Origin of the sequence: Psychrobacter raelei (assembly GCF_022631235.3) — a bacterium.
GTDB classification, from domain to species: Bacteria; Pseudomonadota; Gammaproteobacteria; order Pseudomonadales; family Moraxellaceae; genus Psychrobacter; species Psychrobacter raelei.
Genome location: NZ_CP093310.2, coordinates 285,480 through 302,016 on the forward strand (window position 1 = coordinate 285,480; position 16,537 = coordinate 302,016).

Genomic DNA, 16,537 nt, shown 5'->3' on the forward strand with positions numbered 1-16,537 from the left:
CGGTTTTTTTATGCTTGCAGATATATCAATATTTGGTCTGTCTATCCTGTCTATGCAAACCCAAGATAGATTTTTTTAGCCTAAAACTTGATATCAATTAAAAATTTTAATACCCTTACTGCTTAGTTAAATATCACAGTTGTCTTGTATTACTTAAAGATAGCGTAAATCAGACTAAGGAGAACCTATACGTTTATGATCAAAAAAAAGCCCTACGATCCTGAGGTAAAGGGCTATAGAGCCTCATCCAACTTTCTATTAGATATTGCCCCTCTTGTACTAACTGCCATGATACTCATGGTGCAGTTCTTCATCTTCAAAGACTTTACCCCTCATATTCCGCTCGCTTGTGGTATTTTAATCACAGCACTATTCATGGCTGCGCGTGGTCGTAGCTGGGAGGGTATGGAGTCTCGATTTTTAAGAGTGATTAAGGTCGGTCTGCCAGCAATTATTATCCTTATGGGGGTGGGTATGCTTGTCGGCGCATGGATTATTGCCTAATAGCATTTGTTCTGCAAGATAGTTTGCCATCCATGCTATGATTACATCGTCATCGTCCTTGCTGAAACTGGCAAGTAACTTTTTACCTAAGTCGATAACTTTTTCTTGTGTCTCTAAGTCTTCCATCAGCAGATAAGATGAAGGTTTTGCTGTAAGGCAAGTTTCTGTCATTATTTATTTTCCTTCTATACGATTGAACCGCCCCGGGATTGTCGGAGACTCAATTTTCTGAGAGAATACGACAATGAAAACACGAAACTATACCCCTGAAATGAAAGAGCGAGCCGTCCGTATGCTAATTGAAGCTAAAGACGACTACCCATCCACCTGGTCAGCCATCAAAGCTATAGCACCAAAGATAGGTTGCACACCTGAGACCCTACGATCATGGCATAAAAAGCACGTAGATAAAACCATTCCTGCAAACATTCAAGCTCAAAGCCAAGCGGAGCGTATCAAAGAGCTTGAACGTGAGAACAGAGAGTTAAAGCAAGCCAATGAGATTATAAAGAAAGCAGCCGCTTTTTTCGCCCAGGCGGAGCTCGACCGCAAACCCAAGTAATGGTTGATTTTATTGACGACCACAAACAACAATATGGAGTCGAGCCAATCTGTAGAGTACTACCGATTGCTCCATCCACATACTATCGTGTTAAAGAGCTAGAAGAAAGTCCTGAAAAGCGTTCACAGCGTAGTCAGCATGACGACTTCTATCTTAATGAGATTAAACGTATTTGGAAGGACAGCAAATGCCGATACGGCGCTCGTAAAGTCTGGAAACAGTTGAAGGCAGAGGGTATACATCCTGCACGTTGCACTGTAGAGCGGTTAATGCGTCAGCATGGTATGCAGGGTATTTGGCGAGGTAAGGGTAAGGTAACCACTAAGTCTCGTGATGATCAAAAGCGTGCTGATGATTTAGTTAATCGTAACTTTAATGCCCATCGCCCTAACCAGCTATGGGTTGCTGACTTTACTTACGTTAAAACATTGAGTGGTTGGGTCTATACTGCCTTTATCATTGATGTGTTTGCTCGCGCTATCGTTGGTTGGAAAGTATCAGATCGAATGAACACGGATATGGTGATGGCAGCGTTAAATCAAGCCATTGCAGACAGAAACCATCCTAAAGATGTCATTCATCATAGTGATCGCGGCGTTCAGTACTTATCCATTCGCTATACGGATAAGATGGCTGATTCTGGCGTTATTGCATCTGTTGGTACAACCGGTGATTCATACGATAATGCGTTAGCTGAAACGGTTAACGGGCTTTATAAAACAGAGGTGATTGAATATTTAAAACAGCAGTGGCGGGATGCGTATGATGTTGAATTAGCAACCCTTGAATGGGTCGATTGGTTTAACAAAACTCGCATTCATAGTACGATTGGTTATGTGTCGCCTTTTGAGTTTGAGAGACGATACTATGATAGCCTTAATGAGTCAGACAAAGCTGCCTGACTCAAGCAATCAACTCTCCGATATAGTCGGGGCGGTTCATGTTGTTAGTGTTCACTATTTATTTCTACTCGTAAGTTTCCCATTGAAAGTGACGTACTATGTGTACGATATATAGCTGAACCTGAGCATTGGGGTAAACAGTATTAATAGCATAAGGAAGTCCCATAAACCATCAATACAGGCAATGAGAGGATGTCTTGCACCCCTCGGTTCTGTTGCTCAGTTAGAATACCTAGCGAGGACTTAGTGCCCTCATTCTCTGATAACCATATACCAAGTAACTCTTTTTTAGACCTCTTTCGAAACCTCAAACTGGGTATGATAAACTGGTATAAACCCATAATAACTAATAGGGGTTATGAAGTACCAGAACCTAAAAACAAAAGCACCTGAAGCATTTCGTCGTTACACAGGCATTACCCCAGATGTATTTGAATGTTATACATAGCATACTCAAACAAGCTTATAACATAAAGCATGCCAAAGGGGGAAGAAAACCCAAACTATGCGTAGCAGACCAGTTAATTATGACTCTTAGCTACTATAGAGAATACCGAACTAAGTTTCACCTTGCTCAAGACTATGAAATATCAGAAAGCAGCGTCTGTAAAACCATAAAATGGGTTGAAAGCACCTTAGTTAAAGACTCCAACCTATCGCTACCGAGTAAAAAAGAGTTGTGGCAAAATCCAAATACCGAGGTTGTACTGATTGATGCCACTGAAATTCCCGTATAACGTCAAAAAAAAGGCAAAGACGATACTATTCAGGTAAAAAGAAAAGGCACACCCTAAAGGCTCAAGTGGCTGTTGATAAACAACATAGCCAAAAGATTATTTGCAACGATTTTTCGACAGGAAGCTGCCACGATTTTACCTTGTTTAAACATACTTACTTAGCTATCAGCCAAGATAAAATACTCAAAATAGATTTAGGCTATCAAGGCATTCAACAATATCATAAAAATAGCGTATTACCCTTAAAGCATAGCAAGCATAATCCATTGACTAAAGCAGACAAACAAGCCAATAGGGGGTTGGTCGGATGCTTACGAAAAAATCCATTAACCACTTAACCCTTCAACTATCAATAAAAAATGTAGCACATACTTCATTAAAGCTGAAGATTGATTTTTCTTAGATTTTACAGGGCTAATAACGGATAATGCATAGCCATTGTAATTATCATCAGTGGTGATAGTACCTCTAAAATCTGGATAATTAGCTTTGAGATCTTCAGTTTTATTAAGTGTATCTTCACTGTCAACCAAAGAGCTCATCGTTCTTTTTTTCTTTTCATTGTTTTGAGACTTATACCTGATACTACAGACATTTATTCGCCAATAATGACTAGGTAATATCCGGCACATAACCTTTAAGTACTTGTAAAACAATTGCTTTTCTTTAAAAGGAAAACGAATTTCACTTTTTGAGGTATTCACTTTGTCATAGAACACTTTTAGCATGTCTTTTACATCTCGCCTGCTCGATGGGTCAGCATATAGCGTTTCAAGATTATCAAAACATAATTGCAGTAATGCATTATCTTCGCGATAATGGAGGGGTGTCGGGGCAATTAATATATGCTCTGACTTCTGCTTGCGATCTTTAGATATTAGTTTGTGATTGAGATTACCTTTTGAATCAGTCACTAAATTTAACGCACGCTCATATAACCTAAGTGCATCATCATAATTAAAGTTTAAACTACTTGCCTCGCTAACAGGCTGTCCGTCTTCAATATCATGAAGTAGCTTCTCAATCACTTCACGATTATAAATGCCGAAAACAGCCGAAACTTTTTGATTGTTGCTACTAGTATTTGAATCATGAGAGTCTTTATTGACCTTATTACAAATAGTTATGGTTGTACTTAATTGTTCAAGCTTAATCTTCCTATTTATGTAATGTCTGATTTGGCTTAAATCGACTGTATTTTCTTTGGCGTCAACAGCTAGTTTATTATGCTGATAGAGCTTGTTTCGATTAGTATTAATCAACTTGTAAACAATATGTGAAGGAAGTGTTAAGTTTGCTTGTTGTAGCTGATAACTGGCAATAATATCTGCTGTATGAATGTAGGAGCTAAAGGTTGTATTTAAGTCAGCATGACCTGCAAATTCCATCAAAGCATCCCAGTAGTTTGTTGAAACCTTGCGCACTTTGCCTAAAAAATGCTGTCTAATGGTAGTAAGTTGATTTTCATTATAGTCAATAAAATACTTTGCGATATTGTAATCACTACGCAAAATAACCGCCATATTAGAGATGGCATTATGCCTAAAGGCATGTAAGGTAATATCACGATATATAGTATCTGCTAATATTTTTTTAATAGGCTGCTCAATGCTATGTCGAGAGAGTATCTTTGACTGATATTGATAAGTAAATAAATAATTAATATTTTGAGTACGTCTAGAATTTAAAAACTTTTTAAACTGCTCAAGCTCGTCATCTAGCAGTAGTACTGATAAATAAATACGCCTTGTATCGTCATCAGATTTTAAGGAGCGGTATGGATTGGATCGTACAATAATATTGTACTCACTAAAGCTTTGATTGTCATATTCGATATCCTTGACCTGAAGACCGAGTATCTCGCTAATTCGCATTCCAGTACGATATAGTAGTGTCACCACTATATTTAAGAGCTGCTTATAATAATCGCTTATACCATGTTGGTTTGAAATGCTACTTTGTAGTACTTGATAAACCTGATATGGAATTAGGTAGCTTGAGACGATTTGAGGATCGCCACCACCTCGTAAATCGATGTCAGGTGCCTTAAAATGTCTTTTTAAACTACTATGTAATGAGCAAATTACAGTGGTTGTATATCCAATCCTATTCTGATTTTTATTCGCAAGAATTTCATCATATATGAAGTGATAATTATGTTTTGACCATCCAAAAAAATCAGTATCACGTGTGCTTGCAATAAAGTCATTACCTATGTCTGATAAGTACCTTTTTAAAGTACTGATTTTATTACCAGTGGTATGCAAATCTATTATCCAAGTCACTAATCGTATTTGATTTGGAAATAAAGGTTCAGTTAGCAGTTGTTCTAGTTTGGCTCTAATTTTTTTGGCGTCAGAATTTAGTATGCTTCGAACATCTTTTACGATATCTGACTTGAATTGCTGTGAATTATCGTCAGTACTTCTCAGTTCATCTTTGCTTTCAATAGTTAGTTTTTCTATATCATTGTTAGACAGTACAGCTTTAGGTTGTTTTATTTTTTGAAAATAGCGCAGTAACTGTTCTTGAGTTATGGATGTTTGGTTTTGATTGCCTAATAGAACTTGAACAAGTTGTATATCGAGTCTAACCTTTGGGAGGGTTTGCCAGTATACTGAGTTATGCTTCAGGTATTCAGACTTATGAATAGACTTTACTGTAAATCCCTCGCCTGTAAACTCACCCAATCGCTTTATAACTTGATGATACTTAGGGAAAGAATCACTTCCTGTTTGATGTTGTATCTTGTACAACCATAAACGACTAATATCATCAATAATAACTAATCGAGTAATGTACAACTGTTGTAGTGAATCATTAAGTATTTTAATTTCATTAGCATAAAAAGGTGATTCAATTTTAATTGGTAAACACAACATATCATCAAACAACTGATAAACAGGCTTGTCCTCAGCCATATATTCATAAATGGCTTTAAGTATTTTGTCATCACTGTATCCAGCAAAACTAACTAATGAAAATAAAAACCAGCTAATACTATCAAGTAATGAGAATTTGTTTTTTTGACACCACGTGTCAATGGCATTGTTTGCTACCTCTTGAGCTTGCGATAAATATAAAAAGCTATCTAAATCATTAATATTCTTAGGGCGACTGACTCGAGATGCTATGACAGGCTCTGGGAAAGGAGGAAGATTAAGGGTCTTACGTTTTTGATTTATCTTTTCGAAAAAACGTTTGCGTTCAAACAAAGCAAACGGAATAAATTTTGTTGGAACGCATTTTTTTAACTGCTCCAGAATATCATCATATAGCTGATTGATATCGTCATCGCTGATATTTTCTTGTGTGTTTTGAACACAAAAGGTTTGCCATAAGGTTTCGCAAAGAATTTTACACTGCTCTATTGCTTCTTGACGTTGTTTTTTGCGTTGGGATGATCGTCTTTCATGACCAAACAACTCATTGTCACTATTTTTTATATTTGAACTCATAAAGCTACCTGCTCAAGCTGAAGCTCATCGGCTAGTTTTTGGTAGATATCTTTAACAGCTATGATGTCACCAATACTAAGAGAGGATTGTTTGCGCCATGCTTCTTGACCCATCATTTCATGACCAAAAATCGCGAGGACAAGAGACTCGTCTACTCCTTGTTCATGCAAAAATCGTTGACCAACATGGCGTGTCCAGTCAACTTTAAATCTTAGATTGTCTGACAGTTCTTTTGCAACAATACCAGGACGTAGTGAATGGAATTCATTATGAGAGTCAATATAATTTAATAATGGTCGTTCTGAGTTGAGTATTTTTAAAACGTCATTTCTTAATTGTGGCTCTAAATACTTATAGCTGGTTGCAAACTGTTCTAAATACGACATAAAGCTTTCAATGGCAGATGCTAAAAAAGAACAAATAGGTATCAACCGTTGAGAGTTACTAGTTGCTCGTTCCTCTTTATCCGAAATCCATGCTAACCCAGCAGTTAAGTTGAACTGATTTATAAATCCTGGCGCACCCTCTACTGCTCTTACAGAGGTTAATAACAGTGAGATATGCCAAAGCCATAAGTTGTAAGCGTTAAACTTTTTGATGAAATCAGTAGTGGTGATAACCTTTTTACGTAGATGTTCGATAAATAAACTTACAATAGGGTAGTCTGGGCTATTTTGACTACCAATTGAATCTTTTGTTAGTTTAACCTCATCTAAATAGTTAAATGCTAATTGTCGGTTATGACAGCGCTTAGTTAGTATATCAATGGCCTTGGCATATGCTTGCTTAACTTCTTCAATAGGGTGTGAGCAGTACCAAAGGTCCGCCCGTTTTTTAGTATTACGAGTGGTAATGATTGACGCGATTTGAGTGGTTGTCACCTCCTGCGTGAGAATAGTGTATAGAGATTTTTCAATACGACCTAGGCTTAGTAAAGGCAGTTCTAACTCCTTTTTTAATTTGGCTATAATTTCATTAATAAGATGGTTATCTGGATAGCCCTTATAGGTTAAGAATGTACCTAATGCTATAGGAATAGGCAGTTGAAATTGAGTCACACGATTAGCGATGACTAATTGTACGCCTGGTGTTTTGATCCGAAGTGGGGTGATATCAAGATGAATAATAAAATCAAAATTTGATTTTCGCGCACTGATTCCGATAATACTTTTACTATTTTCATTTATATCTTGCGCCAACTGTGACACAGAGTGACCTGTATATAATGATAGAAGCAAATATACTATCGCTCTTTTTGTTTCTCTCTTACTATCTGGACCATTATCTTCAAACCACTGCCACAATTTAGTGCAAATATTTTGTATAACGCTGATTGGTAGTAGCCTAATATTACTACTGATAAATCGCTCATTTTTATTGGCATGAGCAAATTTAGACTGAGTACGACGATAAATTAGATTGGCTGAATACTTTTCAGTATTTGTTACTGTGCTTTGTTTTATATAGGTAAAGTCTGGTACTGGATTATCCAGCCTTTCACGATTAACATCATTATGATCATCAGTTTCCTCATAGATAGTTGTCGATACTAATTCATCAGTATCTTCATCAATATTATCTATATACTCATATTCAGTTTTTGGTTCATTAAGCTTGCTTATCGAACGTTTTTTTCTACCAGTGATATTGCGAGTTATTTTGTTTCTTTTATTGAATGCAAAATCGATAGTTCTATATATCTTCAAAAATGAAATGAGATTTGGATCGTTCTGTTTTTCAAGCTGCTGATGATAAGACTCAAAGTTATAATAAGTTTTTTCTAAGGTGTCGCTTTGCAGTTCCTTATAGCAATATTGCCAGATGATGTGATTATGGCTTGATGGATTGATCCATTTTCTCGCTTCAGTTGTCGTCTCTTTTATCCGCTGTGGTAAATCGTGTTCTACAAAATAAATAAGCAGGTGACAAAGTTTAGCTATCCATAGCCATTCTTGAGAAGGGTTTTTTATATCAAGTGTTTGAAGTTGATGCGTGCTGGCTAAAAATGTGCGAGTTAGATTTTCAGTCTTAGTTAAATTGCCACTGTAGGACTCGAATATATTTTTGAGCGTGTCTTTGGTCAAGATAGTGGGTTGTCTAACTTCAACACCAAATCTTACAGATATGCCCGTAAAATCAGAAGGGGCTATGCTAGCAATTGTTAAAAAAAAGCCTTTTAGGTCGTCAGTATATTCATCTTCTGTTGGAGGTATTAGCGTATTAACCATGTCATTTAAGATCATTACGTACCTCTTGAATTAAATCAGAAAAAGAAGGGAGTTGATGAGTATTTAATCCACCATGCTTTTGCAAGCGATAATCATATTTATAACGTGGCATTCCTCTTATATCTAATATGTGCTGAATAGTGAAGCTCCCACCAAAAAAGTATTCTTGAATATGTTTCGGGATAATATTTTTAAAACTATGTAAAAGCTCAAAATTAAGTGGCTCTGACATTACTAAGTGGTTCAACAAATACTCCCATGCCCGTCTTTCAATATCAGCATTACTGATATCTATACGCCGGATAGATAGTTTATCTCCATACGAAATTGAACTAAGCGTTTCAAAGTCATCAAAAAAAAGATAGTTGTTTCTATATTCAGTTATTTCGATTAACGGTATTTTAGGTTCAACCTTATTTTTGGCCATAACTAAATTACCATGGACTGATTCACAGAAAATCTTGTATGGCACTTTAGCAAGTTTGTGTACCAAAAATCGATCATCAATTTTGATGGTTTTCACTGACTGCCTAATTTTGGCCTTTTTAGTTTTGGTCATTTTAGTATAGCCATATATTAATTTGCGAAAATAAAGGGTAGGGGAGGGCCGATGTAATTTTAGGTTGGTGTCAATATACTATAAAATAAACGTGACAAAAAATATATAAATATTTTAAAGTGCTTTAAATTGCATGTAGTAAAATAAAAATAAAAAAACCTATAAACCTTTAATATAAAGGGTTATAGGTTAAAGTGATTTTAAGTAACTTTGGTGGGTGACATTGCCAAGGTCGGGGTCGCGAGTTCGAATCTCGTTTCCCGCTCCAAATTCGCTCTTAGAGCAAAAAAAGTCCCACATATTCACTATGTGGGGCTTTTTTTATGCCCAATTTTTGAGACTGTCTGATCCGATCTACTACTCACACCCAGTTTATTCGATATTTTTTAATCACGTATCTCTTTCTATCTTACTCTCTATCTATCTATCTCATTTTATCTACCTACTCACACACCTAACCGTCCATACCTCTAACCACCCATATACCTACTCATCCATACATCTACTCATCCATACAACAACGCTGCCTGACGGGCTGTGTTTATAGCAGTTTTGCGAAACACACACGATGTGCAATACAACCTTACTATTTCGTTCACAAATTAGAAATATTTATGCTTGGTGTTTTTCTATAAAAATTAAGCAGCTTTTCACAAAAATGGCAAAATTTGGTGGCTATTTACTATTACCTTAATTATAATAAGGATATTATCAAATTGTATATATATTTTATAACCATATGCGGTCAGGGCACAAAAAATAAGTGATTATCAGACAAGACAAATAGATTGGATGACTGTCATAGCGTCATCGAGTTTTATGATAGGCCATTAGCATCGCTTTAATATATCTAAACTTATATTAATCATATATTAAGTTTAGTTTAAAATTAAAGATTACATAAAGTAACATTTATAGTTTTTAAACTTTATGTGGTTACAGCGCATTCGCAAGGACTGTGCTTAGCGCGTCTTAAAACCTTCTGCTCCAATACCGCGCCTCATTTATTGGCTAAGCAATGTTACCTCCAACGGCAATTGCTATCTGCCGTCACAGTAAGCCTTCTCGCGCTTATGAATTATTAACACTGACGGGTCGTTATCTTTGACCTTATCGGTTAGCCACTATCAGACAGCCATTAGCCAGTCAGCAGTCATTATCGACAACAAACATTATCGAAAATAAAGAAACAAAAAGGGGAGTTGTATGCAATCAAAAGAGCAACCCATCAAGCGTGAGTGGCTTACCGCGCTACTTATGTCTTTTATCGCCTTGCCATTTTTGGCCATATTATTTGTCTGTGCGTATGGCTTTATTGTGTGGTTTGGCCAGATGTTTTTTTGGGGACCACCCACGTAAACGCAGCCAGTTTATTGAGATAAATGGGCTATCAATGAGCGCGTATCGGCTTTGGCCAATGCGCATTACTGATTATTAAAAGGCATCAAGCACCTAATCAGCGAGTGAGCTATTTACGGATAGCAATTGATGCAAACAATGGCAAGGAATCATCATGAACGCAATTAAACGCCTATTTGGTTGGCTGCGTCAGCTTCTATTTAAACCGGCTGCAAAAATTGGGCTTGGTGTATTGATTATCATCGGCTTCGTAGGCGGGGTATGGTTTTGGGCAGGCTTTAACTCAGCGCTAGAAGCGACAAATAGCGAAGAGTTCTGTTTGTCTTGTCATACCATGAAAGACAACATGCTGCCTGAGCTACAAAAAACGGTGCATTGGCAAAACCGCACTGGGGTGCGTGCTGAGTGTCAAGATTGTCACGTGCCACACCAGTTCACCGATAAGATTGCCCGTAAGATGCAGGCCTCGCGTGAAGTGTTGTCACACGTTATGGGCGATATCGGTACACGCGATAAGTTCTTGGCACACCGCGGGGTATTAGCGCAGCGTGAATGGGCTCGGTTTAAGGCGAATAACTCAAAAGAGTGCCGCGCTTGTCACGACTATGACAGCATGGACTTTAGCAAAATGCGCGTGACCTCACAGATGATTATGCGTAGCGCCGCTGAGCGTGATGCCAGCTGTGTTGACTGTCACAAAGGGATTGCGCACGAATTACCAGTTATGGAAGGCATGCATAACCCAGCGTTCGACTCTTTGGTATCTGAGGCGGGCAGCACCAAGATTAATGTGGGCGAAACTTACTATAACATCGTGCCGCAACCTTTATATTTAGATGCTGAAAAAACCAAGCAAGCGGGCACCATTGAAGTGGCGGCTCCTGCAAAAGTTATTGCCCACGAAAAAGGCATGACTCAAATTGAGCTGGATATGTGGCGTAAGAACAAGGGCTTCGGCCGAGTTTGGTACACTCACTTTGGCCTAAACATTGTCGATGCCGTCATTGAAAAAGAGCTGTCTCGTGATGAGAGTATTGTGAAGGTAAAAGAGTCCAAAGAGGATCCTTTAACCGGTCTTGAATGGCAAAAAGTCAGCGGTACCTTCTGGGTAGAAGATGGCCTATTAATGAAGAGTCTAGAGCCCGCTTGGGACATCGCCGGACAGACTTATGCAGAGAACTGTAGTGTGTGTCACCGTCAACCAAACCCAGCCTCGCATGATGCCAACCAGTGGCCAGGGTTATGGAGTGGTATGGTTGGATTTACCAACCTTGACGCAGATACTGGCGGCTTAGTACTCAAATACCTACAGCTGAACTCATCTGACTTTGCGGGTGCCAAAAATGCCCCAGGCTCACCTGAGAATACGCCTCAGATGGCTCGTCCATAAGGCACCATGCGCATAATAAGACACACAAGAATAGGCAGAATAATAAGGGTTATATTATGAAAAATATCAATCGCAGGGGCTTTTTAAAATCGCTGGCGGCTTTGTCGGGTACGGCGCTACTCCCTACGCCGCTGTTGGCCGATGACAGCGTATTGACCTCAGCCACAGGTGACAAACCGCAAGACTTTAGTGGCTGGAAAATGTCCGGCGCACACTGGGGCGCTTTTCGTGCTCGAGTCGAGGCGGACAAGCTGGTGGAAATCAAACCATTTGAGTTTGATCAATATCCCACTAAGATTTTAGATGGCGTACCGGGCATTATTTACAGCCCTTCACGGGTACGCTATCCGATGATTCGCGTCGACTGGTACAAAAACCGTCAAAACAGCGACACCTCACAGCGCGGCGACAACCGCTTTGTGCGTGTTAGCTGGGATGAGGCGTTAGACATCTTGTATCAAGAGCTTGAGCGCATTCAAAAAGACTACGGGCCTTGGGCACTACACACCGCGAACGTGGGCTGGCGCTCGGTAGGTAACGTACACAGCTGTGGTAACCATATGCTGCGTGCCATTGCTATGCACGGCCACAGTGTAGGGACAGCAGGCGATTACTCAACTGGTGCCGGTCAGATGATTTTGCCGTATATCTTGGGCTCCACTGAGGTGTATTCGCAAGGCACGTCTTGGCCACTGATTTTAGAAAATGCCAAAGTGATTATCTTCTGGGCCAACGACCCGATCAAAAACTTACAGGTCGGCTGGAACACCGAGACCCACGAAGCTTATGAATACTACGAGATCTTACGTGACAAGGTTCGCAACAAAGAGATCGAAGTCATCTGTATCGATCCGGTAAAGAGCAAGACGCAAAACTACCTAGAGTGTGAGCATCAATTCGTCAACCCTATGACAGACGTGGCATTTATGCTGGGTCTGGCGCACACGTTATACACCGAGAAGCTGTATGACAAAAAGTTCATCGACATGTATGCGTTGGGGTTAGAAGAATTCACCCCTTACTTGATGGGTAAGACCGAAGACAAGGTGGAGAAGACCCCTGAGTGGGCTGAGAAAATCTGCGGTGTAAAAGCCGATAGAATTCGCGAATTGGCACGTAAAATGGCCAAAAACCGTACTCAGCTTTGCTTTGGCTGGGCCATTCAGCGTCAGCAGCACGGTGAGCAGCCGTATTGGATGGGGGCGATTATCGCAGCGATGCTGGGTCAAATAGGTCTGCCAGGCGGCGGTATCAGTTACTCACACCACTACAGCTCTGTGGGTGTGCCGACCTCTGGCGCCTCTATGCCAGGCGCGTTCCCACTAAACTTAGACACTGGCCGTAAGCCTAAATATGACAATAACAATTACAATGGCTACAGCTCTGTCATTCCGGTTGCGCGTATGGTGGATTGTCTGCTTGAGCCTGGCAAGAAGATTAACTTTAATGGCCATGAAGTGACCCTACCACCGCTGAAAATGGGAATCTTTACGGGCAGTAACCAGTGGCACCGTCACCAAGATCGCAACCGCATGAAAAAAGGCTATCGCAATATGGAGACCGTGGTATCCGTTGATTACAACTGGACCGCCACCTGCCGCTTCGCTGATATCGTGTTGCCGGCCTGTACTCCTTATGAGCGTAACGACATTGACGCTTATGGCTCGTACAGTAACCGAGGCGTGATTGCGATGCACAAGCTGGTAGACCCCTTGTATCACTCTAAGTCTGACTTTGAAATCTGGTATGAGTTCACCAAGCGTATGGGCCGCGAGCTTGAGTATAGCCGTGCGATGAATGAGATGCAGTGGATTGAGCAGATTTATGAAGACTGCCGTGCTGAGAACCTAAAAAAAGACTTCTTTATGCCGGAGTTCAAAGAGTTCTGGGAAAAAGGCTATGTGTTGTTCCCAGAAGGGGAGAACTGGGTACGTCACGCAGACTTCCGTGAAGACCCTGAAGTCAACGCACTGGGCACGCCATCAGGCTTTATCGAGATCAGCAGCCGCAAGATTGCCAGCTACGGTTATGCAGACTGTAAAGGTCATCCTATTTGGATGGAAAAAGCCGAGCGCTCACACGGTGGCCCAGGCTCAGATAAGTATCCGTTATGGCTACAATCTGTGCACCCAGACACCCGCTTGCACTCACAGACCTGTGAGTCTGAGGAGCGCCGTGCTACGTATACCGTTCAAGACCGTGAGCCTTGCTATATCGGCCCTGAAGATGCCAGAGCAAGAGGGATTAGCGATGGTGACTTAGTCCGAGTGTTTAATGATCGAGGGCAACTGCTTGCAGGCGCCGTCATCTCTGATAACTTCCCACCTGGCGTCATTCGTATTCAAGAAGGCGCTTGGTATGGCCCGACAGGCCCTGAAATTGGCGCCTTGGATACCTATGGAGATCCCAATACCTTGACGCTAGATATCGGGACTTCGATGTTGGCGCAGGGCCCAAGTGCCAATACCTGCTTGGTTGAGATTGAAAAATTCGTCGGCAAAGCGCCAGCGGTGACCTCCTTTGGTGGTCCCACTTATGTCAATCCAGACGGCACGCCAGCGGCAGAAGACAAAGGCTAGTCGCTGATATAAGCGGTCAGTGCTGACAAGGGCTTTGCTTAAGCGCTAAGCAGGGCCCTTACTTTGTGGTTATGCCGCTTGTTGCGACCACCCATAACTCTTTAGTGTAATGGAATTAAAATGAATAATAGTCAACAATGGCAGGCAGCCAATACTGCCCGTGCCACGCTTTATCGCTGGTTTGCCGAGCTGTTCGCCCGTGAGTTAACTAAGAGCAATTTAACGCAGCTGCAAGCCCAATATCCACGCCTGCATGCCGCTTTTATTGATCTTAATCTTGAGCCGCAAAGCGCGGCGCTACAAACAGCACTGGATAATCTGCAAGTTATCCCAGCACCAGATAGAGCATTAGAGCTCGCTGCAGACTTTGCCCACCTGTTTTTGTTAAGTGGTCATCAAAGTGCGCCGCCGTACGCCTCTTATTATCTTGAGTCTGATCAGATGCTTTATGGCAAGCCGGCGCAGCAAATGAGTGAGTTTTTGGCCAGTCATAAGCTCGACCTACACCCTGAGTTTCGTGAGCCCAAAGATCATTTAAGTATTTATTTGCAAGTGATGAGCCTGTGGATTAAAAGCAGCGTCGATGAGCAGGTGAACCTTATCGAGATGGCTGTACAGCAACAGCACTTTTTAGAGGATGCGTTGCTCAGCTGGCTGCCTAAGTTTGCGGCGCGTTGCCAACACATTCGGGTAAAAACCCAAGTGTATCCCGCCATCATTGACTTGCTGCTGCATTTTGTACAAGAAGACAGACAAGCCTTGGAAGACATGGCCGAGGCCGAGTAGAATGGGGTATGATGTTAGGACTTATCAAGCCTGTGAATAACCCGATTAATCAAAGAGAGCGTATTTATGATCACTGTTGCTGAGCTACAAGCTGCCATTACTGAGCGTATTAATAGTTACAATCACACCGATTCAAGCTTGACGCAGCGCACCACAGAGCGCCGTGATCTATTGGCCAGTCAGTATCATATTTTAGCGACCGATATCATCTCGCCCTTTGATGTGCCGCGTCAGAATTTATCGGCCATGGACGGCTATGCGCTTGCCGGTGGCAGTACTCTTGACGCGGGCAGTTACATTGAGATTGTGGGCGAGTCACAAGCCGGCGCGCCTTTTAGCGGCAGTAGTGTAACTGGTGAGGCACAATTACAGCCAGGCCAAGGCGTGCGCATTTTTACCGGCGCCGTAGTGCCCAGCGACTGTGACACCGTGGTGATGCAAGAGAACACCAATTTTGCGGCTATCAAAGATAGCATTGATAAATCCCAAAGCTATCAGATTCAGCTCACCAAAACGGCGGTGGCCGGCAATAATATCCGCCGCCAAGGCGAGGAGATTGAATCCGGTGAGGTGGTGTTGCACGCTGGCAAACGCTTGAATCCCGCTGATATTAGCTTACTTGCCAATTTAGGCGTGGCCCAAGTCGAGGTGTATCAGCCGCTGACTGTGGGTATCTTAGCCACAGGAGATGAGCTGGTCGCAGTCGGTGAGCCGCTACAAAGCTTGGCCCAGATTTACAACTCTAATACGCCAACCCTCAAGAGTATGCTTGCGCATTTGCCCATACAGATTCATGATTATGGCATCATCCCCGATGACTTAGAGCGCACCAAGCAGGCGGTATTAACGGCGATGCAAGAATGTGATGTGGTGATCTCAACCGCTGGGGTGTCGGTGGGCGATTATGACTTTTTAACCACTGTGATTGAAGACTTAGGGCAGATTAATCATTATAAAGTGGCGATGAAGCCGGGCAAGCCTTTTGTGTTTGGTGAATTAAACAAAGACCTTTCGGTGCCAGTGTTATACTTTGGATTGCCCGGCAATCCGTTATCGTCTGTGGTGGGCAGTTTGCAATTTATCATTCCTGCCCTATGGCGCTTATCGGGTATCGATGTGGCAGACATGCCGCTACCATTGACCGTTACTGCTACCTTGTCTAGCGATGTCAAAAAGTCGCCAGGCCGCGCCGATTTTCAGCGCGGTATTGTCAGTCAAAACGAGGCGGGGGAGTATGTGGTGACCCCTGCTGGCAAACAAGATTCGCACCGCATCAAGCAGTTAAGCCATGCTAATTGTCTGATTGTGTTGCCCCAGCAGTCGGGCAGTATGAGCGCCGGTGAACAGGTGACGGTGCAGCTGTTTCCTTGGAGTTAATGGCTGCTAATAGGGAACTGGCTGTGCGCTATATAAGCGCTATCTAGGTGCTATATATGCCCTAGCTAGGCGCTATGCTGGGTTATAGCGCTTATC

The 16,537-nt window shown here is 41.6% G+C and carries 12 protein-coding genes, 1 pseudogene and 1 other annotated feature; of the genes and pseudogenes, 9 read left to right on the top strand and 4 right to left on the bottom strand.

What is annotated here, in order from left to right; all coding sequences use genetic code 11:
- Nucleotides 1–195 precede the first annotated feature (195 nt).
- Nucleotides 196–504 carry a hypothetical protein gene (locus MN210_RS01175; protein ID WP_028859934.1) on the top strand — a complete coding sequence of 103 codons (309 nt, stop codon included), beginning with the start codon at nucleotides 196–198 and terminating at the stop codon, nucleotides 502–504.
- A 244-nt stretch (nucleotides 505–748) separates the two neighbouring features.
- Nucleotides 749–1,968 (top strand): IS3 family transposase gene (locus MN210_RS01180; protein WP_406947902.1). Its coding sequence is split into 2 segments (ribosomal slippage): nucleotides 749–1,025 and nucleotides 1,025–1,968, totalling 1,221 coding nucleotides; the frame shifts between segments, so codons are not numbered across the junction.
- Nucleotides 1,024–1,140, top strand: a sequence feature (AL1L pseudoknot). It overlaps the preceding gene by 117 nt.
- 88 nt (nucleotides 1,969–2,056) lie before the next feature.
- On the opposite strand, the pseudogene MN210_RS01185 reads toward MN210_RS01180, so the two are convergent.
- A pseudogene (locus MN210_RS01185) lies at nucleotides 2,057–2,258 on the bottom strand (transposase); the annotation flags it as partial.
- Between the two features lie 135 nt (nucleotides 2,259–2,393).
- On the opposite strand from MN210_RS01185, the gene MN210_RS01190 reads away from it, so the two are divergent.
- Nucleotides 2,394–2,705 carry a transposase family protein gene (locus MN210_RS01190; RefSeq protein WP_081794454.1) on the top strand — a complete coding sequence of 104 codons (312 nt, stop codon included), beginning with the start codon at nucleotides 2,394–2,396 and terminating at the stop codon, nucleotides 2,703–2,705.
- Nucleotides 2,702–3,043 (top strand): transposase, encoded by a 342-nt coding sequence (locus MN210_RS01195; RefSeq protein ID WP_081794455.1) that lies wholly within the window; start codon nucleotides 2,702–2,704, stop codon nucleotides 3,041–3,043. Before MN210_RS01190 ends, MN210_RS01195 begins: the two co-directional genes overlap by 4 nt.
- Here the strand turns inward: MN210_RS01195 and MN210_RS01200 are convergent.
- From MN210_RS01200 to MN210_RS01210, 3 genes are read right to left on the bottom strand one after another with little or no spacing between them, the layout of a single operon-like run.
- Nucleotides 3,032–6,163, bottom strand: coding sequence for a tyrosine-type recombinase/integrase (locus MN210_RS01200; protein WP_338412405.1), 3,132 nt, complete (start codon nucleotides 6,161–6,163; stop codon nucleotides 3,032–3,034). The two genes, MN210_RS01195 and MN210_RS01200, sit on opposite strands and share 12 nt — an antisense overlap.
- Entirely contained in the window at nucleotides 6,160–8,406 is a 2,247-nt protein-coding gene (locus tag MN210_RS01205) for a hypothetical protein (protein WP_338412406.1), read from the bottom strand. The genes MN210_RS01200 and MN210_RS01205 overlap by 4 nt, the downstream gene beginning before the upstream one ends.
- The gene (locus MN210_RS01210) at nucleotides 8,393–8,950 is read right to left on the bottom strand and encodes a hypothetical protein (protein ID WP_028859618.1); all 558 of its coding nucleotides are present in this window, start codon (nucleotides 8,948–8,950) and stop codon (nucleotides 8,393–8,395) included. Before MN210_RS01210 ends, MN210_RS01205 begins: the two co-directional genes overlap by 14 nt.
- Before the next feature lie 1,206 nt (nucleotides 8,951–10,156).
- Here MN210_RS01210 and MN210_RS01215 point away from each other — a divergent pair.
- The 5 genes from MN210_RS01215 (at nucleotide 10,157) to MN210_RS01235 (ending at nucleotide 16,441) form a co-directional block, all read left to right on the top strand.
- Nucleotides 10,157–10,309 carry a periplasmic nitrate reductase, NapE protein gene (locus MN210_RS01215; protein ID WP_083757354.1) on the top strand — a complete coding sequence of 51 codons (153 nt, stop codon included), beginning with the start codon at nucleotides 10,157–10,159 and terminating at the stop codon, nucleotides 10,307–10,309.
- Between the two features lie 154 nt (nucleotides 10,310–10,463).
- A complete protein-coding gene (gene torC, locus MN210_RS01220) occupies nucleotides 10,464–11,699 on the top strand; it encodes a pentaheme c-type cytochrome TorC (protein ID WP_201544371.1) in 1,236 nt (411 codons plus the stop codon).
- 56 nt (nucleotides 11,700–11,755) lie between these two features.
- Nucleotides 11,756–14,278, top strand: a complete 2,523-nt coding sequence (torA, locus tag MN210_RS01225; RefSeq protein ID WP_338412407.1) for a trimethylamine-N-oxide reductase TorA — start codon at nucleotides 11,756–11,758, stop codon at nucleotides 14,276–14,278.
- Between the two features lie 120 nt (nucleotides 14,279–14,398).
- A complete protein-coding gene (torD, locus tag MN210_RS01230) occupies nucleotides 14,399–15,064 on the top strand; it encodes a molecular chaperone TorD (RefSeq protein WP_338412408.1) in 666 nt (221 codons plus the stop codon).
- A 66-nt stretch (nucleotides 15,065–15,130) separates the two neighbouring features.
- Nucleotides 15,131–16,441 (top strand): molybdopterin molybdotransferase MoeA, encoded by a 1,311-nt coding sequence (locus tag MN210_RS01235; RefSeq protein ID WP_338412409.1) that lies wholly within the window; start codon nucleotides 15,131–15,133, stop codon nucleotides 16,439–16,441.
- Nucleotides 16,442–16,537: the final 96 nt, after the last annotated feature.